Annotated in this window: 15 protein-coding genes; 12 read left to right on the top strand and 3 right to left on the bottom strand. The window is 71.2% G+C overall.

What is annotated here, in order from left to right; genetic code table 11:
• Positions 1-83 precede the first annotated feature (83 nt).
• The gene (locus ABNQ38_RS22690; RefSeq protein WP_377808161.1) at positions 84-2420 is read left to right on the top strand and encodes a PAS-domain containing protein; all 2337 of its coding nucleotides are present in this window, start codon (positions 84-86) and stop codon (positions 2418-2420) included.
• 37 nt (positions 2421-2457) lie between these two features.
• Here the strand turns inward: ABNQ38_RS22690 and ABNQ38_RS22695 are convergent, their stop codons facing one another.
• On the bottom strand, positions 2458-3495 hold the full coding sequence (locus tag ABNQ38_RS22695) for an NAD(P)/FAD-dependent oxidoreductase (protein WP_377808162.1): 1038 nt from the start codon (positions 3493-3495) through the stop codon (positions 2458-2460).
• 319 nt (positions 3496-3814) lie between these two features.
• Here ABNQ38_RS22695 and ABNQ38_RS22700 point away from each other — a divergent pair, with 319 nt between their 5' ends.
• From ABNQ38_RS22700 to trxA, 7 genes are all read left to right on the top strand, one after another.
• Positions 3815-4240: a hypothetical protein gene (locus ABNQ38_RS22700; protein WP_377808163.1), complete on the top strand. Its 426-nt coding sequence runs from the start codon at positions 3815-3817 to the stop codon at positions 4238-4240.
• Between the two features lie 57 nt (positions 4241-4297).
• The gene (gene tsaE, locus ABNQ38_RS22705) at positions 4298-4783 is read left to right on the top strand and encodes a tRNA (adenosine(37)-N6)-threonylcarbamoyltransferase complex ATPase subunit type 1 TsaE (protein WP_377808164.1); all 486 of its coding nucleotides are present in this window, start codon (positions 4298-4300) and stop codon (positions 4781-4783) included.
• Positions 4780-5808, top strand: a complete 1029-nt coding sequence (locus ABNQ38_RS22710; RefSeq protein ID WP_377808165.1) for an aminoglycoside phosphotransferase family protein — start codon at positions 4780-4782, stop codon at positions 5806-5808. Before tsaE ends, ABNQ38_RS22710 begins: the two co-directional genes overlap by 4 nt.
• A gap of 1 nt (position 5809) precedes the next feature.
• Positions 5810-6550, top strand: a complete 741-nt coding sequence (locus ABNQ38_RS22715; protein WP_377808166.1) for a nucleotidyltransferase family protein — start codon at positions 5810-5812, stop codon at positions 6548-6550.
• Between the two features lie 60 nt (positions 6551-6610).
• Entirely contained in the window at positions 6611-9574 is a 2964-nt protein-coding gene (gene addB / locus ABNQ38_RS22720) for a double-strand break repair protein AddB (RefSeq protein WP_377808167.1), read from the top strand.
• Positions 9575-9749: 175 nt separating this feature from the next.
• Entirely contained in the window at positions 9750-13271 is a 3522-nt protein-coding gene (addA, locus tag ABNQ38_RS22725; protein WP_377808168.1) for a double-strand break repair helicase AddA, read from the top strand.
• Positions 13272-13419: 148 nt separating this feature from the next.
• Positions 13420-13743: a thioredoxin TrxA gene (gene trxA, locus ABNQ38_RS22730; protein ID WP_098740783.1), complete on the top strand. Its 324-nt coding sequence runs from the start codon at positions 13420-13422 to the stop codon at positions 13741-13743.
• 45 nt (positions 13744-13788) lie between these two features.
• Here trxA and ABNQ38_RS22735 read toward each other — a convergent pair whose 3' ends face one another.
• Both ABNQ38_RS22735 and ABNQ38_RS22740 read right to left on the bottom strand, forming a co-directional pair.
• A complete protein-coding gene (locus ABNQ38_RS22735) occupies positions 13789-14679 on the bottom strand; it encodes an alpha/beta fold hydrolase (RefSeq protein WP_377808169.1) in 891 nt (296 codons plus the stop codon).
• Between the two features lie 194 nt (positions 14680-14873).
• Positions 14874-15731 (bottom strand): hypothetical protein, encoded by an 858-nt coding sequence (locus ABNQ38_RS22740; protein WP_377808170.1) that lies wholly within the window; start codon positions 15729-15731, stop codon positions 14874-14876.
• Positions 15732-15853: 122 nt separating this feature from the next.
• On the opposite strand from ABNQ38_RS22740, the gene ABNQ38_RS22745 reads away from it, so the two are divergent.
• The 4 genes from ABNQ38_RS22745 (at position 15854) to recF (ending at position 21215) form a co-directional block, all read left to right on the top strand.
• The gene (locus ABNQ38_RS22745; RefSeq protein ID WP_377808171.1) at positions 15854-16729 is read left to right on the top strand and encodes an SDR family oxidoreductase; all 876 of its coding nucleotides are present in this window, start codon (positions 15854-15856) and stop codon (positions 16727-16729) included.
• 169 nt (positions 16730-16898) lie between these two features.
• The gene (locus ABNQ38_RS22750) at positions 16899-18677 is read left to right on the top strand and encodes a hypothetical protein (RefSeq protein ID WP_377808172.1); all 1779 of its coding nucleotides are present in this window, start codon (positions 16899-16901) and stop codon (positions 18675-18677) included.
• 158 nt (positions 18678-18835) lie between these two features.
• The gene (dnaN, locus tag ABNQ38_RS22755) at positions 18836-19966 is read left to right on the top strand and encodes a DNA polymerase III subunit beta (protein WP_377808173.1); all 1131 of its coding nucleotides are present in this window, start codon (positions 18836-18838) and stop codon (positions 19964-19966) included.
• A gap of 64 nt (positions 19967-20030) precedes the next feature.
• Entirely contained in the window at positions 20031-21215 is a 1185-nt protein-coding gene (recF, locus tag ABNQ38_RS22760; RefSeq protein ID WP_377808174.1) for a DNA replication/repair protein RecF, read from the top strand.
• Positions 21216-21237 lie beyond the last annotated feature (22 nt).

Consider the following 21237-nt stretch of genomic DNA (forward strand, 5'->3'; position numbering starts at 1 on the left):
TGAACTACTCTGCGCATCTTGAATCATTTTGACAGATTCAGCCGGGCAGTCACGAAGCGCCGGCAGTCCCGGGGGTGAAAAGCGTGGTCGGTCTCGCTGGCTTCTTTTGGAACAAGGAACCCCGGCGCCAAGCCGATCACGCCGCCACAGACCGCGACCGCTGGCGGGCGATGCTGGCCGCGACCCCGCAGCCCTGGTGCGCCTGGACCGACCGGGGCGAGTGCCTTCTGTCCGACGAGGCGGCGGCCCTGCTGGGCATTTCCGGGGGCGCCTCGCTCAACTCCGATACACCCAACTCCAATACGGCCGACTCCAATGTTCTGGCTACCCTGAAGGCGCCCGACCTCGGCCCCGCCCTGACCCGGCTGCGCCACGACGGTGAGCCCTTCCGCTGCGAGGCGGCGGCTCCCGACGGGCGGCGGCTGGTGCTGACCGGCCGGCGCGGACGGGCCGGCGACACCCACTGCGACGTGGTGTGGATCGAGGATGTGACCGTCGCCCGCGACGCCGCCAAGGATGCCACCCAGCGCCAGGAACAGGCGGCTGGGGCGGCGCGCTCCCGCCTTGCCGATTTGCAGGCGATGGCCGACGCGCTGCCGCTGCCGGTGTGGATGCGCGACCGCTCGTTACGGCTGTCCTGGTGCAACCGCGCCTATGCCCGCGCCGTGGACGGCGATCCCGAGACGGTGGTGGCGGAGGGGCGGGAGCTGACCGCCACCGGCCGGGCGCTGGCCGAACGGGCGCGCAGCGGCGGCTTCGCCCAGTCCGACCGCGCCCCCGTGGTGATCGGCACCGAGCGCCGCCTGCTGGAGGTGACCGAGGCGCCGCTGCCGCTGACCGACGGCGGCGGCACGCTGGCGGTCGGCTACGCCCTCGACCTCACCCCGCTGGAGGAGCTGCGCGGCGAGCTGGACCGCCATTTGACCGCCCATGCCGAGGTGCTGGAGCGGCTGGGCACCGCCATCGCCATCTTCGGCCCCGACACCCGGCTGACCTTCTTCAACCAGGCCTATGCCCGGCTGTGGGATCTCGACGAGGCATGGCTGCGTACCGAGCCGACCAACGCCGAGCTGCTGGAGGAGCTGCGTGCCCGCCGCCGGCTGCCGGAATATGCCGACTACCAGACCTTCAAGCGCGAGCGGCTGACCCGCTACACCCATCTGGTCGAGCCGGTGGAGGAGATGCTGCACCTGCCGGACGGCACCACGCTGCGGCATCTGGCGGCGCCGCATCCGCAGGGCGGGCTGATCACCATCCTGGAGGACGTGACCAACACGCTGGCGCTGGAATCCTCCTACAACACCCTGATGGCGGTGCAGCAGGAGACGCTGGACAATCTGGCGGAGGGCATCGCCGTGTTCGGCGGCGACGGCCGGCTGAAGCTGTCCAACCCGGCCTTCGCCCGCATCTGGGATCTGGCCGATGGCGACCTGCATGGCGAACCGCACATCGCCGACGTCATCGAACGCATGCGCCCGCTGCTGGAGATCGCGGCGGTTGACAGGGGGGCGGACAGGGTTGCCGACCGGCCGGGCGAGACCGCCACCTGGGAGGCGGTGAAGGAGGAGCTGATCGGCGCCACGCTGGAGCGCAGCGTCCGCTCCGGCCGGGTGGAGCGCAGCGACGGGTCGGTGGTGGAGTTCTCCACCCTGCCGCTGCCCGACGGGGCGGTGCTGAACAGCTATCTCGACGTCACCGACGGCGCCCGGCTGGAGACGGCGCTGCGCGCCTCCAACGCCGCGCTGGAGGCCGCCGACCAGCTGAAGAGTGAGTTCATCGCCAACGTCTCCCACCATCTGCGCACGCCGCTGAACGGCATCATCGGCTTCGCCGAGGTGCTGGCGAACCAGTATTTCGGCGAGCTGAACGCCCGGCAGATGGAGTATGTCCGCAGCATGCTGACGGCCGGCCAGCGCCTGCTGGAGCTGATCGACGACGTGGTCGACCTGACCAGCCTGGGCGCCGGCGTCACCACGCTGGAACGCGGGGCGATCAGCCTGCCCGACCTACTCGACTCGGTGGCCGGCCTGACCCGCGAATGGGCGCGGCGCGAGGGGCTGCGGCTGGAGGTGGTGGCGCCGGACGCGCTGGGCGAGATGGAGGGCGACGGCAAGCGGCTGAAGCAGGCGCTGTTCACCCTGGTGGTGGGCGCCATCCGCAACCCGCCGCCCGACCGCCGCATCCGCCTTGCCGGCGAGCGGCTGAACGGCAGCATCACCCTGTCGGTCAGCGGCGCCGCCCCGCCCGATGCCGACCCGCAGGGTGCCGCGGCGCTCGGCGTTTCGCTGGCCCGCAACGTGGTGGAGCTGCATGGCGGCCGGCTGGAGCTGGACGAGACCGGCGGCCCCGGCTACCGCAGCGCCCATGTCCGCTGCATCATGCCGGTGCGGGCGCCGGCAAACGGGGTGAGGGCGGGGTAAAATATCTCCCTCTCCCGCCCCGGGAGAGGGCATTTTATCAGGCGGCGCCCGGCACGCCCTTCGAGGTGGAATATTCGAAATGCAGCGCCTCGCCCGGATAGACCAGCGGGCGGATGGCGTGGGCGGCCTGGGCCGCTTCGGCGAAGCCGCAGAGGATCAGCTTCAGCTTGCCGGGATATGTCGCGATGTCGCCGATGGCGAAGACGCCCGGCACGTTGGTGCCGCAGCCCGGCTGGGCCACCGCGATGTGGCTGCGCTCCAGATCCAGCCCCCAGTCGGCGATGGGGCCGAGATTCATCGACAGGCCGAAGAAGGCCAGCAGGGCGTCGGCCGGCAGCGCCTTTTCCTCGCCGTCCAGCGTGGCGACGCGCACGGCGGTCAGCCGGCCGTCCGCGCCGTCGAGACCGGACAGCTGATAGGGCACCACCATCTCGACCCGCCCCTCGCGCACCAGCGCTTCCATGCGGGCGACGCTTTCGGGGGCGGCGCGGAACTTCGGACGGCGGTGGACGACATAGACGCGCTCCGCCACGTCGGCCAGCGAGATGGCCCAGTCGACGGCGCTGTCGCCGCCGCCGGCGATCACCACCTTCTTCCCGGCGAAGTCCTGGCGGCGGCGCACCATGTAGAAGACCGACTTGCCCTCATAGGCCTCCAGCCCGTCGAGCGGCGGGCGGTTGGGGCCGAAGGCGCCGCTACCGGCGGCGATGACGACCGCCTGGGTGTCGATCTTCGTGCCGATGCTGGTCTCCACCAGCCAGCGCCCATTTTCCTGGCGGGTCAGCTTTTCGACCTGCTGGCCCAGATGGTAGGTGGGCGAGAAGGGGGCGGCCTGCTCCGCCAGCCGGTCGATCAGGTCGGCCGCCTCGATCGAGGGGTGGGCCGGGATGTCGTAGATCGGCTTTTCCGGGTAGAGCGCCGTGCACTGGCCGCCGACCATGTCCAGCGCGTCCACCACATGGCAGCGCATCTTCAGCATGCCGCATTCGAACACAGCGAACAGCCCGACGGGGCCGGCGCCGACGATGACGACATCGGTGGTGAGGACATCGTTGCTGGAAGCGGTCTGCGACATGAAAGCCAATTCCTTGAGACGGGGCGGCGGGTTGAGGATGCCGGTTGACGGGTGCGGGAAACTGGTCGGCGAACGGTCCTTCCATTGTCCGCATTTGCCATCCGGGTCAACCCCCAGCAAGGGGAAGGCGGCGCTGTGCCGCGCGCGGGGCGGACGGTCCCGGCGGTAGAACCGGGTAGCAAAACAATTTCGCTTAAATTCGCTTAAATTTGTCGATTGCACGCGGCAGTGGCGAAGCCGACAGTACAGTCTTGCGGCGGACGTCCGGGCTACCCAGTTCAGATATCGGCCCGCGTGCCGGTTTGGGTGGAGGCCTGGGATGAAGGAACTTCGCTGTCTGGTCTTCACCGACCAGGAGGTCGTGCGGGCCGTGCTGGATCGCCGGCGCCGGGTGAAGGACACGCTGCCGGTCGGCACCGTCTCCAAGGTCGCCTACCACCGTACCGAAGGGTCGGAACAGACCGGCATCGAAACCCGTCTGACCATCACCGACGACAACGGGGCGGTGACCGAGCTGGGGTTGCCCGAGCCCGAGGTGACGGCGGCGCTGGTCGGCTACTGCATGGGCCGGCGCATCCCCCTGCCGGTGGCATCCGACAAGATGCTGCACCTGATCAACGGCGCGCTGACGCTGATGATCACCATGAACTTCAACAAGGCGCCGCGGCTGGTGGTCACCGCCGGAGCGGACGGGCCGGCACCGGGGTCCGACCGGCTGTCGCCCAAGCGGCGGATCGGGCGGTAACTCCTCTCCTTCTTTCCGGCTTGCGGGCGGGCGGCGGCTTCGCACAGTATCCGCGCCATGCCGGACACTCCCCTCCATACCGTCACCCTGCCCCTGCCCGACGAGGCCGCCACCGCGGCGCTGGGCCGCCGGCTGGGCACCGTCCTGCGGCCGGGCGACCTCGTGGCCCTGCGCGGCGACCTCGGCGCCGGCAAGAGCGCGCTGTCGCGGGCGCTGATCCGCAGCGTCACCCATGAGGACGCCGAGGTGCCGTCCCCCACCTTCACCCTGGTGCAGACCTACGACACCGCCATCGGCCCGGTCTGGCATTTCGACCTCTACCGCCTGTCGGGACCGGACGAGGTGTATGAGCTGGGCTGGGACGATGCACGGGCCGAAGCGGTGGCGCTGGTCGAATGGCCGGACCGGCTGGGCCCGCTGCTGCCGCCCGACCGGGTGGAGGTGACGATGCAGCATGACGGCCCGGACGCCCGCCGCGCCACGCTGACCGGCCATGGCACGCTGGCGGCGCGGGTGGCCGCCGCCGACTGGACGCTGCGATGACGGCCGTTTCTTCCGCGCGGCAAGCCGAGATCGCCGCCTTCCTGGCCGCCAACGGCCTGTCCGATGCGGTGCGGCAGCCGCTGGCCGGCGATGCCTCCGCAAGGCGGTACGAGCGGCTGCGCAAGGCCGGTGGCGGCACGCTGATCCTGGTCGACACGCCCGCCCCGGCCGAGGATCTCGTCCCCTTCATCGCCATCGGCGCCGAGTTGGCAGCCATCGGGCTGTCGGTTCCCGCCGTGCTGGCGGCGGATGTGGAGCGGGGGCTGGCGATCCAAGAGGATTTCGGAAGCGAAACATTCTCCCGCCTGCTGGCCGACGGTGCCGATCCGCAGCCGCTCTATGAAATGGCGACCGATGCGCTGATCGTCCTCCACCGCGGCTGGCCCGAGGGGGCGGCGCAACGCCTCGCCCTGCCCATCTACGACCCGGACCTGTTCGTCGTCCAGACCCGGCTGTTCCTTGACGCCTATATGCCGGTGGTGCTGGGGAGCCCCTTGAGCGAGGGGAATCGTTCCGATTTCGATATGGCCTGGCGGACCGTGCTGGAGCCGGTCTGCGCCGGTGCGCCGTCGCTTCTGCTGCGCGACTACCATGTCGACAACCTGATGCGGCTGGACCGGCCGGGGGCGAAGGCCGCCGGGATGATCGACTTCCAGAGCGCCGGCTGGGGGCCGCGGGCCTACGACCTCGTCTCGCTGCTGGAGGATGCGCGGCGCGACGTGGCGCCCGCTCTGGCCGAAGCGATGGTCGAACGCTATCTCGCCGCCTTCCCCGACACCGATGCCGCCGCTTTCCGCCGCGCCATGGCGGTGCTGGGGGCGGTCCGCCACACGCGGATCGTCGCCATCTTCGTCCGTCTGGCAGTGAGCCAGGGGCGGCGGTCCTACCTTGTCCATCTGCCGCGGGTCTGGCGCCTGCTGGAGTCCCAACTGGCGAAGCCGGAACTCAGGCCGGTCGCCGGCTGGTTCGACCGCCATCTGCCGCCCGCCGCCCGCGCCGCCTTCGTCGTTCCGGAGACGACCTGAGATGACTGTGACCATTCCCGATACCGCGATGGTGCTGGCCGCCGGCCAGGGCCTGCGCATGCGCCCGCTGACCAACACCATGCCGAAGCCGCTGATCCCGGTGCTGGGCAAGCCGATGCTGGACCATGCGCTCGACCGGCTGGCCGAGGCCGGCGTCGGCCGGGCGGTGGTGAACAGCCATTATCTCGGTGCGATGATCGGCGAGCATCTGAAGGACCGGACGGCGCCCGCCATCACCCTGTCGCCGGAGGACACGCTGCTGGAAACCGGCGGCGGGGTGAAGAAGGCCCTGCCCCATCTCGGCACCGCGCCGGTCTATACGGTGAACGCCGACATCTTCTGGCTCGACGGGCCGGTGCCGGCCCTGCGCCGCTTGGCATCGCACTGGAACCCGGCGGAGATGGATGCGCTGCTGCTGCTGATGGCGACGACCAGGTCGGTCGGCTACGACGGACTCGGCGACTATCACATGGACCCGCTGGGCGGCCTGACCCGCCGGGCCGAGCGCGAGCTGGCGCCCTTCGTCTATGCCGGGGTGCAGATCGTCAAGCCGGAGCTGTTTGCGGCGGACACGCCCGACGGCGCCTTCTCCACCAACCTGATATGGGACCGCGCCCAGGCGGCGGGGCGGCTGTTCGGCCTTGCCCATGACGGGCTGTGGTTCCACATCGGCACGCCGGCCGGGCTGCGGGAGGCGGAGGAGCTGCTGTCCATCGGCGGCGTGCGGGCGGTGGCGCATTGAGGGCCGGGTCGCGCTATACTCAATCGTAAGTGGCCCATCCCAGGATTTGATCGCAGGCTCATGACCCTCCCCAAAGTCTACAGTATCCCCGCGGGCGCGCCCTTCGTCGACATGCTGGCGGCGGGGATCATGGAGCGGGTGGGCGGCGACCCGATGGCCTTGGCCGGGGTCACCGTGCTGCTGCCGACGCGGCGCGCCTGCCGGGCGTTGCAGGCCGCCTTCCTGCGGCGGTCGGGCGGGCAGCCGACGCTGCTGCCGCGGATGGCGCCGCTGGGCGAGCTGGATGCCGGCGACCTCAGCCTGACCGAGGAGGAACTGTCCGACGTCCCGCTCGACCTGCCGGAGGCGATCTCGCCCTTGAACCGGCAGATGACGCTGGCCCGGCTGATCCTGGGGGCCGACGGGCTGTCGGCGACCACCGCGCAGGCGGTGCGGCTGGGCGCCGATCTGGGCCGGCTGATCGACGCGGTGTGGACCGAGCGCGCCGGCTTCGAGAAGCTGGAGTCGCTGGTGCCGGAGGATTATGCCGAGCACTGGCAGGTCACGCTGAAGTTCCTGCGCATCATCACCGAGGTCTGGCCCGCAATCCTCGAGTCGGGCGGCCAGACCGACCCGGCCAAGCGCCGCAATCTGGCGCTGGAGACGCAGGCGGCCCTATGGCAGGCCGCACCGCCGCCGGGCATGGTGATCGCCGCCGGCTCCACCGGCTCCATCGTCGCGACGACGGAACTGCTGGCGGTCATCGCCCGGCTGCCGCACGGGGCGGTGGTGCTGCCCGGCCTCGACACCGGCGCCGACGACGCGATCTGGGACGCCATCGCAGAGGATGAATCCCACCCGCAGCACGGGCTGTCGCAGCTGATCCGCCTGCTGGAGGTGGAGCGGCACGAGGTGCTTCCCTGGACCGACGCGCCAGAGCCGCGCGGCGCCCGCGCCCGCCTGATCGCCGAGGCGATGCGCCCGGCGGCGACCACCGAGGGTTGGCGCGAGCTGTCCGGGGTGGATGCCGCGGCGCTGGACGGGCTGACCCGCATCGACGCCGCCACCTCGGAGGAGGAGGCGCAGGTCATAGCATTGTTGATGCGCCATGCGCTGGAGACTCCGAGCAAGAGGGCAGCGTTGGTCACCCCCGACCGCAATCTGGGACGCCGGGTCGCCATGGCGCTGGCGCGCTGGGGCATTCTGGTCAACGATTCCGGCGGCCAGCCGCTCGCCCACACCGCGGTCGGCACCTATCTGCGGCTGACGGCGGAGCTGGTGGCGAGCCGCGTCCATCCGCTGGCCCTGCTGGCGCTCGCCAAGCACCCGATGGCGGCGGGCGGCCGCGACTCGGCGGATTTCCGCGCCGCGGCCCGCGCGCTGGAGCGCGTCGTGCTGCGCGGCCCCCGCCCGGCGGAGGGCTTCGACGGCGTGCTGGCGGCGCTGGAGCAGGCCGACCGCTTCGACCATGAGGCACAGCAGGAGTTTCTGCGCGGCTGGCTGGTCGACATCGGCCAGCGCGCCGCCCCCTTCCTCGAGGCGCTGGCCAGCGAGACGCCGCTGGCCGACCTCGTGCGCGCCCATGTCGCCTTCTGCGAGTCGCTGGCCGCCGACGACGAGCTGACCGGGGCGGAGCGGCTGTGGCGCCAGGACGACGGCGAGGAGGCGGCGCGCTTCATCCACGACCTGCTCGACGCGGCCGACGGCTTCCCGGCAATCCCGGCCAAGGATTACCCGGCCCTGCTCGACACGCTGATGAGCGCGCGGGCGGTGCGTCCCCGCTACGGCCTGCACCCGCGCCTGTCCATCCTGGGTCCGATGGAGGCCCGCCTCCAGCATCTCGAACTGGTCATCCTGGGCGGGCTGAACGAGGGCACATGGCCGCCGGCCGCCTCCGCCGATCCCTGGATGTCGCGGCCGATGCGGCGCGACTTCGGCCTGCCCAGCCCGGAACGGCTGGTCGGCATGTCGGCCCACGACTTCGCCCATGCCTGCGGCGCGCCGGAGGTGGTGCTGACCCGCGCCGCGCGGGTGGAAGGCACGCCGACCGTGCCGTCGCGCTGGCTCTTGCGGCTGGAAACCGTGTTGAAGGCGCTGGATCTGGACGGCGCGATCGAGGATCGCGGGGCCTGCTGGCTCGGCTGGGCGCGCGGTCTGGACGAGCCCGACCGCGTGCAGCCGGCGACCGCACCGGAGCCGCGTCCGCCGCTGACCGCCCGGCCGCGCAAGCTGTCGGTGACGGAGGTCGAGACCTGGATGCGCGATCCCTACGCCATCTATGCCCGCCACGCCCTGCGGCTGCGGGCGCTCGACCCCATCGCCGCCGATCCGGGGGCGTCGGACCGCGGGCAGATCATCCACGACACGCTCGACGCCTTCGTCCGCGAGCATCCCGGCCCGCTGCCGCATGACGCGCTCGACCGGCTGATCGCGCTGGGGCGCGAGCGCTTCGGCCCGCTGCTGCGCAGCCATCCCGACGTCTGGGCCTTCTGGTGGCCGCGCTTCGAGCGGGTGGCCGGCTGGTTCGTCGATCTGGAGCGCGAGCGCCGCCCCCGCCTGCGTCCGCTGGCGACCGAGGTGCCGGGCCGGCTGGAGCTGTCCGGTCCCGGCGGCCCCTTCACCCTGACCGCCAAGGCCGACCGCATCGACCGCGGCCCCGACGGGCTGGTGGTGATCGACTACAAGACCGGCACCCCGCCGAGCGCGCGCGAGATCGAGCTGGGCTTCGCGCCGCAGCTGCCGCTGGAGGCCGCCATCGCCGCGGCCGGCGGCTTCAGCGGGGTGGACAAGGGCGATGTGGCCGAGCTGACCTTCTGGCGCCTGTCCGGCGGCGACCCGGCCGGCGAGGAGAAGCCGGTCAAGGGCGACCCGGCGGCGCTGGGCGAAGAGGCGCGGGCCGGTCTGGAGGCGCTGATCGCGCAGTTCGACGACCCGGCGACGCCCTACCGCTCGCGTCCAAGGCCGGCCATGGCGCCGCGCTACACCGACTACGCGCATCTCGCCCGCGTCCAGGAATGGTCGTCGGGCGGCGGAGAGGGGGAGTGATGGAAAGCACTCGGCTTCGGGGAATTCCCCCTCTCCCCCCCGGGGAGAGGGTCGGGGTGAGGGAGAAGCGTGGCGTGATCTTTGGGAAAATCCTGCGGTGCATCCCCCTCACCCTAACCCACTCCCCGGGGGGGAGAGGGGATGAGTTCCTGCCCCGGCACCGGAAGCATCGCCCATGACCATGACCGACCTGTCCCCCCGCACCCTGCCGCTCGATCCCAATGTGGCGCAGCGGCGGGCGTCCGATCCGACGGCGTCGGTCTGGGTGGGGGCCTCGGCCGGCTCGGGCAAGACCAAGGTGCTGACCGACCGGGTGCTGCGGCTGATGCTGTCGGGCACGCCGCCGGCGCGCATCCTCTGCCTGACCTTCACCAAGGCCGCCGCGGCGGAGATGGCGATCCGCATCAACCGGACGCTCGGCCTGTGGGCCACCCTGCCCGACGAGGCGCTGGAGGACCGGCTGGCCGACCTGTGCGGCGAGCGGCCGTCAATGGAGGCGCGGCTGAACGCAAGGCGGCTGTTCGCCCAGGTGGTGGACTGCCCCGGCGGCATGAAGATCCAGACCATCCACGCCTTCTGCCAGTCGCTGCTGCGCCGCTTCCCGCTGGAAGCCGAGCTGGCGCCGCATTTCGACGTGATGGACGACCGCACCGCCGACGGGCTGCTGACCGAGGCGCGCGACGCCGTGCTGCATGCCGGCCGCACCGAGCCGGACAGCCCGCTCGGCCGTGCCATGGGCCGGCTGACCGGCGAGCTGAATGCGGAGGATTTCGCCGGGCTGCTGGCCGAACTGGCGAGCCAGCGCGGGCAGGTGGAAAAGCTGTTCGAGCGCTTCCACGGGCTGGACGGGCTGATCGACGCCATCCACGACACGCTGAAGGTGCCGGCGGGCGTGACCGAGGAAACGATCCTCGCCCATGCCTGCCACGACGACCAGTGCGAGCCGCCCGCCCTGCGCGAGGCCTGCCGGGCGCTGTCGGGCGGCAGCGCCAGCGACCAGGAGCGCGGCATCGCCATCCAACACTGGCTGGACGCCGCCGACCGCCGGGTGCGCGCCTTCGAGGCCTACAAGCGCCTGTTCCTGACCGCCGAGGGCAGTCCGCGCAAGACGCTCATCACCAAGAAGCCGGCCACCGCCTACCCGCAGGCGCTCCTGTCCCTGCAAAAGGAGGCGGAGCGGCTGGTGGAGATTTCGGAGCGGGTGAAGGCCGCCGGGGTTGCCGCCTCGACCACCGCGCTGCTGACGCTGGCGCAGGCGATGCTGGAAGCCTACCGCGAGCGCAAGGCGGCGCGCGCCCTCTTGGATTACGACGACCTGATTTTGGCGGCCAACCGGCTCTTGAGCGGCAAGGACGGCACGCCGCGGGTGCCCTGGGTGCTGTACAAGCTGGACGGCGGCCTGGACCATATCCTGATCGACGAGGCGCAGGACACCAACCCCGACCAGTGGGCCATCGTCGCCTCGCTGGCCGGCGAGTTCTTCGTCGAGCTGGAGGCCGCCGCCCCCGACGGCAAGATCCGCACCGTCTTCGCGGTGGGCGACGAGAAGCAGTCGATCTTCAGCTTCCAGCGCGCCGATCCGGCCGAATTCGCCCGCATGCGCCGCCATTTCCAGGACAAGGCGGAGTCGGCGCAACGGATATGGGCGGGGGTCGACCTCGACATCTCCTTCCGCTCGACCTCGGCGGTGCTGGAGACGGTGGACGCCGTCTTCGCGCTCGACCATGCCCGTGACGGCGTGGCGTCGGACGCCAGCCCGACCATCCGTCACCGCGCCTTCCGCCGCGGGCAGGCCGGTCTGGTCGAGCTGTGGCCGCCGGTGAAGCCGGCCGAGGCGGCCGAGACCCCGGCCTGGGCGCCGCCGGTGGCGCGCGAGACGGCCGACTCGCCGTCGGCCCGCCTCGCCGCGGTCATCGCGGCGACGGTGCACCGCTGGATCGAGGGCGGCGAGAGGCTGGAGGCCAAGGGCCGGCCGGTGCAGCCCGGCGACGTCATGGTGCTGGTCCGCCGCCGCACCGCCTTCGTCACCGAACTGGTCCGCGCGCTGAAGGACCGCGGCGTGCCGGTGGCCGGCGTCGACCGCATGGTGCTGACCGAACAGCTCGCCGTCATGGATCTGGTGGCGCTGTCCGACTTCCTGCTGCTGCCCGACGATGACCTGACGCTCGCCACCGTGCTGAAGGGACCGCTGATCGGGCTGACCGAGGAGGAGCTGTTCCGCGTCGCCCATGGCCGGCGCGGCACGCTGTGGCGCTCGCTGGTGGCGCTGGCGGAGACGGAACCCGACTTCCGCCCGGCCCGGCGCTATCTGGGCGACCTGCTGGCGCGCACCGACTTCTCGGCGCCCTACGAACTGTTCGCCGGTCTGCTGAACCGGCCCTGCCCGGCCGATGGGCGGTCGGGGCGGCGCGCGATCCTGAAAAGGCTCGGCCCCGATGCCCAGGATCCGCTGGAGGAGTTCCTGGCCGTCTGCCTCGCCTTCGAGAAGACCGAGCCGCCGTCCTTGCAGAATTTCCTGGCCTGGCTGGCGGCCAGCGACGCCGAGATCAAGCGCGAGCTGGAGCAGGGCGGCGGCACCGTGCGGATCATGACGGTCCACGGCTCCAAGGGGTTGCAGGCGCCCATCGTCTTCCTGCCCGACACGCTGGGCAGCCCGACCCAGAGCCCGCCGATCCTGTGGCCGGACGAGTCCTGCGCGGTGCCGCTGTTCGCCGCCCGGCGGTCCCAGGAGGACGGGCTGTGCGCCGAGGCGCGGGCGCGGGCCAACCGGCGGCGCGACCAGGAATACCGCCGGCTGCTCTATGTCGCGCTGACGCGGGCGGAGGACCGGCTCTACATCTGCGGCCACCAGGGCAAGCGCGAGCCGTCCGACGATTGCTGGTACCGGCTGGTCGAGGAGGCGATGCGCGACAACGGCGTGCAGCATCCCTTCGACTTCACCGGCCTCTGCCCCGACGGCTGGGCGGGCGAGGGCTGGCGGCTGGTCGGCGCCCAGACCGCCGCGGTGCCGCGCCATGTCGAGACCGAGGAGAGTGCCGCCGCCGAGCCGCCGCCGCCCTGGATCGGCGAACCGCCGCCGGGCGAGCCGGAGCCGTCGCGGCCGCTGACCCCGTCGCGGCCCGATGGCGAGGAGCCGGCGGTGCGCTCGCCGCTCGGCAACGACGACGGCCAGCGCTTCCGCCGCGGCCTGCTGGTCCACCGGCTGTTGCAGACGCTGCCCAACCTGGCCGAGGCGGCGCGGGAGGCCGCCTGCCGCCGCTTCCTGGCCCGCCCGGCGCACAAGCTGACGCCGGAGCAGCAGGACGCCATCGCGCGGGAGACGCTGGCGGTGCTGAGCCATGCGGAGTTCGCGCATCTGTTCGGCCCCGGCTCGCGGGCGGAGGTGCCGCTGATCGGCGTGGTGGCGCTCGGCGACGGCAGCCGGGCGCTGGCCGGCCGCATCGACCGGCTGGCGCTGACCGGGGATACGGTGTGGATCGTCGACTACAAGACCAACCGGCCGCCGCCGCGGGATCTGGAAGACGTTCCAATGGTTTACCGGCGCCAGATGGCGGCCTACCGCGAGGCGCTGCGCGCGGTCTATCCGGGGCGTCGGGTGCGCTGCGTGCTGCTGTGGACCGACGGTCCCTACACCATGGAGCTGCCGCCCTCGGTGATGGACGCGGCGGCGGCCGGACTGGCGCCCAGGGTGGGGTGAGGAACGGCCGTCGGGTCCCCCGAAAGATGGGGTGACTTGACCGGCCGGGCGTCTCCACCCTACATTTTGCTCAATTCCACTGACGGGGCGATGGCCGCCGGCCTTCCACAACCGGTCCGCGGCGCTTCCGAATCCAGCACGAGGTCACATGAGCACCACCATCAAGGTTACCGACGACAGCTTCGAGCAGGACGTCCTGAAGGCCGACGGCCCGGTCCTGGTCGATTTCTGGGCGGAATGGTGCGGCCCCTGCAAGATGATCGCCCCGGCGCTCGACGAGCTGGCCGGCGAGTATGACGGCAAGGTCACCGTCGCCAAGCTGAACATCGACGAGAACCCGGACACCCCGACCAAGTACGGCGTGCGCGGCATCCCGACGCTGATGCTGTTCAAGGGCGGCAGCGTCGCCGCCACCAAGATCGGCGCCCTGCCCAAGGGTGCGCTGTTCCAGTGGGTCGACTCGGCGCTGTAAGCGTCCGTCCACAGCGGTCCAGACAGGAAAAAGCCCCGCCCGCGGTCACCGCGGCGGGGCTTTTTTCCAGTCTTCCGGCTGGGTGCCGAGGAACTCCAGAAGCTCCCGCGCCAGCTCTTCCGGCAATTCCTCCGCCATGTGGTGGCCGCAATCCAGGCCGCGCCCGCGCAGATCCGGCGCCCAGGGTCGCCAGACCGCCAGGACATCGCCGTAAAGCTCCTCCAGATCGTCCCGCAATGACCACAAGGCCAACACCGGACAGGTCAGCTGCCGTCCGGCGGCACGGTCGACCGCATCATGGTCGCGGTCGATGCCCAGGCCGGCGCGGTAGTCCTCCAGCATGCCGTGCACGGTGGCCGGATCATGGATGGCCGCGTGGAAATCCCGGTAGGCCTCTTCCCCCATCGCGTCTGCCGAGCCGCCATACCAGGCATCGGGATCGGCCAGGATGGCACGCTCCGGCTTGTCCGGCTGGGCGTAGAAGAACCAATGCCACCAGGCGCGGGCAAAGCGGACGTCGCACCGCTCCAGAGCCTCCCAGATCGGTACGCCGTCAAGCAGCGCGAGGCGGGTGACGGCAGCGGGGTGGTCCATCGCCAGACGGAACGCGGTATAGGACCCGCGGTCGTGGCCGACGACGGCGAAGCGCTCGAAGCCGAGATGCCGCATCAGGGCGAGGCAATCCAGCGCCTTGGCCCGTTTGGAGGAATTGGCGTGGTCCGGCCGGTCCGCCGGCTTCGACGATTGGCCGAACCCCCGCAGGTCTGGACAGACCACGCTGTGGGAGGCCGCCAGCAGCGGCGCCACCCGGTGCCAGGTCGCATGGGTGCGCGGATGGCCGTGGAGCAGCAGGACCGGACTGCCCTGCCCGCCATGCCGGACCCGCAGGGTCGCGTCCGGCAGTTCGACGGTCTCCAGCGTGAATCCTTCGAACATCGTGCCCTCTTCGCCTTGCCTTCCCGGCATCGGACAGGAGAACCGCGGCACGGGCAGCGGGGTTCCTTCCCCGATCTGCCGAGGACGCCGGCAGGGCCGGACGGCGAAACGGGCTGCGGTGGCACGCCCGCGGCCCGGACCTGTATCGGGAACGTCGTGAGGCCAGGCGTTTCGACGCCTGACGCCGACGGGTATCAGGGAGACTTCGGCTTCGCCGTATCCTTACCCGCTTCCTTACCCGCAGCCCCCGCGACCTCCGCCGTGCGGGCGAGGTTGTCAGCGGCGGCACGGCCCCAGTCGCTGTCGGGGGCGACGCGGCGGGCCAGCGACCAGTCGTCGCGTGCGGCCCCCAGATTGCCGCCCAGCGCCTTGACGTTGCCGCGCAGCAGGATCGCCTCTGGATCGCCGGGCTTCAGTTCCAACGCGGAGTCGATGTCGGCCAGCGCCTGCCGGTAGTTGGACAGCGCCTTCTGCGCGCTCGCCCGGTAGAGATAGGCGTCGGCCCGCTTCGGGTCGCGGGTCAAAGCCGCATCCAGATCGGCGACGGCATCCCAGAAGCGCTCCCCCTCCGCACGGGCGAAGGCGCGGTCGATCAGCAGATCGACGTCGCCGGGAGTCTTGTCGAGTGCGGCGCTGTAGAGCCGTTCCGCCCGTCCCTGGTCGCCCGCCCGCAGCCACGCCCAGCCGGCGCGGCCGAGCAGCGAGGCGGCGGCCCTGGGGTCGTCCTTGCCCAGCGTCGGCACCAGCGCCTCCATCTGGCCGCCGGCCGCCTTGAAGTCGCCGGCATGGAACAGCGCCAGCGCCTCGCAGAGCTTCGCGGAGTCGCCGCCGCCCTGCTGCTGCCAGCGCCTGGCGTCGGCCATGGCGCCGTCCGGGTTGGCCTCCGCCTTGGCGGCACAGGCCTGAAGCTCGCGGTTGCGGTCGAGTGCGGAGGGCGGCCCGGAGGAAGATGGTCCGGGGGAAGCGGCCTGCGCGGCCGGCAGGGGGGCCGGCAGGGCGGCGAGAAGCCCAAGCGCGAGAGCGCCGGAAAGGTAAAGATTGCGTCGGGTCATGGTGCCTTTACACTCCGCCATCGCCGGGCGGGGCGCAAGTCCGCAGGCCCGGTCCCGGTGTTACACAGTTCGGTGTTACACAATTTGCCGCCCCTCCGCCGCTCCAACCGGAACCGCCCGCGATGACCGATCCCCGCCTGTTCGTCTTCGGCCTCGGCTACAGCGCCCGCGTCTTCGCCGACCGGCTGCGCGCCGAGGGCTGGCGCATCGCCGCCACCTGCCGCAGCGAGGAGAAGAAGGCGGAGCTGGAAGCCCAGGGCATCGAGGCCTTCCAGTTCGAGCGCGGCCGGCCGCTGGCCGATGCGACGGCGGCGCTGGCCGGCACCACCCATCTGCTGGTCAGCATCCCGCCGGATGGCAAGGGCGACCCGGTGCTCGACCAGCATGCCCGCGATCTGGCCGACCTGCGCACGCTGGACTGGGCCGGCTATTTGTCCACCACCGGCGTCTATGGCGACACCGGCGGCGAGTGGGTGAGCGAGGCGTCCTGGCTGAAGCCGACCGGCGAACGCCAGAAGCGGCGGGTGGAGGCGGAGCGCGGCTGGCTGAACCTGTACCGGCAGTATGGCGTGCCGATGCATCTGTTCCGGCTGGCCGGAATCTACGGCCCCGGCCGCAGCGCCATCGATTCGGTGCGCGACGGCATCGCCAAGCGGGTCGACAAGCCGGGTCAGGTCTTCTGCCGCATCCATGTCGACGACATCGCCGGCACGCTGCGGGCGTCGATGGCGCGGCCGACGCTGGGCGCCATCTACAACGTCGCCGACGACCTGCCCAGCCCGTCGCACGAGGTGGTGGAGTATGCCTGCCGCCTGCTGGGGGTGGAGCCGCCGCCGCTGGTGCCGTTCGACCGGGCGGAGATGTCGCCGATGGCCGCCAGCTTCTACGCCGATTGCCGCCGGGTGAAGAACGACCGCATCAAGCGCCAGCTCGGCGTCGCCCTGTCCTATCCCGACTATCGCGCCGGGCTGGACGCCCAGCTGGCGGCGGGGCTGTAGCCAAGACCAGGGGCAAAACGTAAAGCTAAGGTTACAAAGCAATTCCCTGACATATACCGGTAATCATAAGACTCTTCCGAAGACACGCGTGGAATTAGCAAAAGATATTTAATAATCTCGCGGGATCATAAGCGTCCAGGCGACGACCATCCCGCGAGGTGTTGTGCGCATGAACAGCACGCCGACGGCCACCCTCTCCATCCCACTCCCTGCCGCATCCCCGGCCCCTTCACCGGCGGCTTCGCCGGGTGGGGGCGGCACCGATGTCGCGGCCTTCCGCCGCCAGATGGACGAGGTCGTCGCCCGCATCCCGATGCACGCCATCCGGTCCGTGCTGGACGCGGTCGAAGGGGCGCCCAGCCCGAACGGCGAGCGGGCGCGGCACCTGCGCGATGCGCTGGTCGACCATTTCAACCGCCTGCGGCCGATGAAGGCGCGCCGCCTGTTCACCAGCCTGTTCGAACCCTTCCTGGTCGACGACCCCGTGCTCTACCGCTCGGCCGAGTCGGTGCCGGCGCTGGTCCAGCGGGTGGACATGGGCGGCATCTGGTCGGCGCTGACCCGCTATGGCTTTCCGGGGCTGGCGGCGGAGGTGCAGAGCCGGCTGGACGGCATGGCGCGCGAGGCGATGCTGGATGCCGTGCTGGCCAGCCCCGACGCGATGGTGATGCGCGAGCTGATGCGGAAGGAGGCGCTCGACTTCCTCTATGCCATGGCCGGCGACCGCAAGCTGACCGACCGTTTCCTGGCGCTGGCCAATGACGAGGCGCTGCACGACGCCCGCCTGCGCACCCAGTATCTCGGCCGCAAGGCGCCGATCGACAGCGACCTGCTCGGCTTCGTCCGCGCCCTGCTGGAGCACAATCAGGTGCTGGTGCCGCTGACCGAGCGCATGCGCCGAGACATCGACGAGATGCGGATGGGGGACAGGCAGGGTGCCGGCGACCCGCAATCGGCCATCCCATCTTCCGCAGAGGTGGACTGCCAGTCGGCGCTGATGGTCGGCTTCGTCCGCCGGGTGCGCGATCTCGGCCTGCCCTTCCGCGACCAGTCGCAGCTGCTGGCCTGGTTCGCCCCGCTCTACGGGCTGAACGTCAAGCGGCGCTACGACGTGTTCCTGCGCCATGTGCGCGAGCATGTCGGTTCGGGCGGACCGGCGGTGCGCGAGTCCCACCCGCTGCTGCGCGCCCTGCTCTGCCATTTCACCGCCGCCTGCACCACCATCCGCGAGGTGGTGGACGGCATGTTCGGCGACATGGACATCCAGGATGGCGGAGTCCTCTCCGCCCCCGCCCCGACCCGCGCCCTGCTGCACGAGGCGGTGGAGCGCTTCGACCGGGCGCTGACCGCGCTGTCCGGCACCGGCTTCCTCGCCAGCCGTTCGACCGGCCCGGCCCTGCGGGCGGAGCTGGCGGCGGTCAGCCGCGAGCTGACCGGCACGGTGATGCCGGCGCTGGCCGCCCGGATGCAGGCAGCGATGAACGCCCGCCACGCCCCGGTGCCCGACCATGAGGACATCGTCTGGCTGCTGGAGCTGGTGTGGCGCTGGGGCCGCACGCTCGGCAACGCCGGCTACGCCAACCCGGAGCTGAAGTCGCTGCGCCTCTATGCGGTGGAGACCGGCCGCCTCGCCTTCCTCCAGGCGATGAAGGCCGAGCCGCAGGAGAGGCCGGCCCACCGCATGGCCCACATGCTGCGCATCCGCCGGCTGATGGCGGCGATGGGTGAGACGGTGGGCGGCTGGATCAGCCCGGTCAGCCAGGGCCTGCACCGGGTGGTTTACAGCTATCTGGAGGCGGATGGCGAGATCGCCGGGGACGAATGGGCGGTGATCGACGCCTTCGTCGCCAGCGTGCGCAGCGAACTTAGCCGGTCCCGCAACTGGCAGAGCGCCGATTTCGTCGATATCCTGCGCCTGCATGAGGCAAGACGGCGCGCCGGGGCATGATCCATCCTCGGCCGAAGGCCTTAGCCGCAACAATTTGGTTCGACGCACCCGTCGATGTGGTATGATGCGCGCCCGCTCGGGGCGGGACGGCCGGACAACGGCCCGCAACCCCGGCGGGTCCGCAAAAACAGTTCCCCTCCGGCCGAGACGACGCCAGCATGAACATCACCATCGAACGCGCCGCCCTTCTCCGTTCCCTGGGTCACGTGCAGAGTGTGGTCGAGCGGCGGAACACCATTCCGATCCTGTCCAACGTCCTGCTGCGCGCCGGCGACGGCGAACTGTCGCTGGCCGCCACCGACATGGATCTGGAGATCGTCGAGACGGTCCCGGCGACGGTCGGGCGCCCTGGCGGCACCACCGCCCCCGCCCACACCCTGTTCGACATCGTCCGCAAGCTGCCCGACGGCAGCCAGGTGGAGCTGGACATCGGCGGCGACGGCACCATCCTGACGCTGCGCGCCGGCCGGTCGCAGTTCAAGCTGTCCTGCCTGCCGGTCGAGGATTTCCCGCAGCTGTCCAGCGGCGAGCTGAAGCACAATTTCTCGGTCGCCGCCGCCGACCTGCGCGGGCTGATCGACCGCACCCGCTTCGCCATCTCCACCGAGGAGACGCGCTATTACCTGAACGGCATCTACCTGCACGCCGCCAAGAGCAAGATGGGCAGCCTGGAGACGCCGGTGCTGCGCGCCGTCGCCACCGACGGCCACCGGCTGGCGCGGGTCGAGATGCCGCTGCCGGACGGGGCCGAGGGCATCCCCGGCGTCATCATCCCGCGCAAGACCGTCACCGAGATCCGCAAGCTGGTCGACGAGGCCGCCGACCGCATCGAGCTGTCGATGTCGGACAACAAGATCCGCTTCGGCTTCGACAGCGTCGTCGTCACCTCCAAGCTGATCGACGGCACCTTCCCCGACTATGAGCGGGTGATCCCGGTCGGCAACGACAAGGTGATGGAGGTGGACGCCAAGCTGTTCGCCGCCGCCGTCGACCGCGTCGCCACCATCTCCACCGAGAAGAGCCGGGCGGTGAAGCTGTCGCTGGTCCGCGGCGCCCTGACGCTGTCTGCCACCAGCCCGGAATCGGGCAGCGCGACCGAGGAGTTGGAGGTCAGTTACCAGGAGTCCCCCCTGGAAATCGGCTTCAACTCTCGCTATCTGCTGGACATCACGCAGCAGATCGAGGGCGAGGGCGCCCAGTTCACGCTGGCCGACGCCGCGTCGCCGACCATCATCCGCGACGTCGCCGACTCGACCGCGCTCTACGTCCTGATGCCGATGCGCGTGTGATGGGGCTGCGGGGATCCTCCCCGCCCCAGGCGGAACGGACCAGTTGCACCACACGGCAGTTTCGATGAGCGGCGGCACCCCGGTGTCCGCTGCAACTCCGGCTTTCGCTCCGGCCCTTGCGGTCAGGCGGATGACGCTGACGCGCTTCCGCGGCTACGACTCCGCGCGGCTGGAGCCCGACCGCCGGCCCGTCGCCCTGATCGGCCCGAACGGCGCCGGCAAGACCAACCTGCTGGAAGCCGTCAGCTTCCTCGCCCCCGGCCGCGGCATCCGCGGCGCTCGGCTGGCCGAGGTGGAGCGGCTGGGCTCGCCCCCCGGCGCCGGCTGGGCGGTGGCGGCGACGCTCGACACCCCGCTGGGACAGGTGGAGATCGGCACCGGCCGCGAACCCCATGACGGAAGCCGCAACTCGGAGCGCGACCGCCGGCTGGTCCGCATCGACGGCCACCCGGCCAAGGGCCAGACCGCACTCGCCGACCATGTCGCCATGGTCTGGCTGACCCCGCAGATGGACCGCCTGTTCCTCGAAGGGTCGAGCGGACGGCGGCGCTTCCTCGACCGGCTGGTCTTCGGCTTCGACCCGGCCCATGCCGGCCGTCTGTCGCGCTACGAGCATGCCTTGCGCGAACGCGCCCGGCTGCTGCGCGACGGCCGCTTCGACGAGGGCTGGCTCGGCGCGCTGGAGGACCAGATGGCGACCACCGGCATCGCCGTCGCCGCGGCAAGACGCGAGGTGGTGCAGCGGCTGCGCGCCGCCTGCGCCCGCTCGGTCGGCCCCTTCCCCGGCGCCGACCTCACCGTCGCCGGCACGGTGGAACGCTGGCTGGACGACGGTCCGGCGCTGGCGGCGGAGGATGCCTTGCGCGAGTCCTTGCGCGCCGGACGCCGTGCCGATTCGGACAGCGGCGGCGCCTTGGTGGGACCGCACAAGAGCGACCTCGCCGTCCGCCATGCGCCCAAGGACATGCCGGCCGGGCTGTGCTCCACCGGCGAACAGAAGGCGCTGCTGATCGCCATCGTTCTGGCCAATGCCCGGCTGCTGGCGGCCGAACGCGGCGCGGCGCCGATCCTTCTGCTGGACGAGGTGGCCGCCCATCTCGACCCCGAGCGGCGCGCCGCGCTGTTCGGAGAAATCCTGGCATTGGGCGCCCAGGCCTGGATGACGGGCACCGACGAGGGGGTTTTCGACCCGCTCGGCGAGGATGCCCGCCGCTTCCGCATCGAAGACGCCCACATCCGCCCCGGATAGGGGTGGAAATCCGGGAAAAATC

This window comes from Azospirillum sp. A29 (genome assembly GCF_042604625.1).
GTDB classification, from domain to species: Bacteria; Pseudomonadota; Alphaproteobacteria; order Azospirillales; family Azospirillaceae; genus Azospirillum; species Azospirillum palustre.

Bases quoted from the DNA above. Each gene is read 5' to 3' on its own strand.
- addA (WP_377808168.1), top strand. From the start codon at position 9,750: ATGACCATGACCGACCTGTCCCCCCGCACCCTGCCGCTCGATCCCAAT.
- trxA (WP_098740783.1), top strand. From the start codon at position 13,420: ATGAGCACCACCATCAAGGTTACCGACGACAGCTTCGAGCAGGACGTC.
- dnaN (WP_377808173.1), top strand. From the start codon at position 18,836: ATGAACATCACCATCGAACGCGCCGCCCTTCTCCGTTCCCTGGGTCAC.
- tsaE (WP_377808164.1), top strand. From the start codon at position 4,298: ATGCCGGACACTCCCCTCCATACCGTCACCCTGCCCCTGCCCGACGAG.
- addB (WP_377808167.1), top strand. From the start codon at position 6,611: ATGACCCTCCCCAAAGTCTACAGTATCCCCGCGGGCGCGCCCTTCGTC.
- ABNQ38_RS22700 (WP_377808163.1), top strand. From the start codon at position 3,815: ATGAAGGAACTTCGCTGTCTGGTCTTCACCGACCAGGAGGTCGTGCGG.
- ABNQ38_RS22735 (WP_377808169.1), bottom strand. From the start codon at position 14,679: ATGTTCGAAGGATTCACGCTGGAGACCGTCGAACTGCCGGACGCGACC.
- ABNQ38_RS22750 (WP_377808172.1), top strand. From the start codon at position 16,899: ATGAACAGCACGCCGACGGCCACCCTCTCCATCCCACTCCCTGCCGCA.
- recF (WP_377808174.1), top strand. From the start codon at position 20,031: ATGAGCGGCGGCACCCCGGTGTCCGCTGCAACTCCGGCTTTCGCTCCG.
- ABNQ38_RS22715 (WP_377808166.1), top strand. From the start codon at position 5,810: ATGACTGTGACCATTCCCGATACCGCGATGGTGCTGGCCGCCGGCCAG.
- ABNQ38_RS22710 (WP_377808165.1), top strand. From the start codon at position 4,780: ATGACGGCCGTTTCTTCCGCGCGGCAAGCCGAGATCGCCGCCTTCCTG.
- ABNQ38_RS22695 (WP_377808162.1), bottom strand. From the start codon at position 3,495: ATGTCGCAGACCGCTTCCAGCAACGATGTCCTCACCACCGATGTCGTC.
- ABNQ38_RS22745 (WP_377808171.1), top strand. From the start codon at position 15,854: ATGACCGATCCCCGCCTGTTCGTCTTCGGCCTCGGCTACAGCGCCCGC.
- ABNQ38_RS22740 (WP_377808170.1), bottom strand. From the start codon at position 15,731: ATGACCCGACGCAATCTTTACCTTTCCGGCGCTCTCGCGCTTGGGCTT.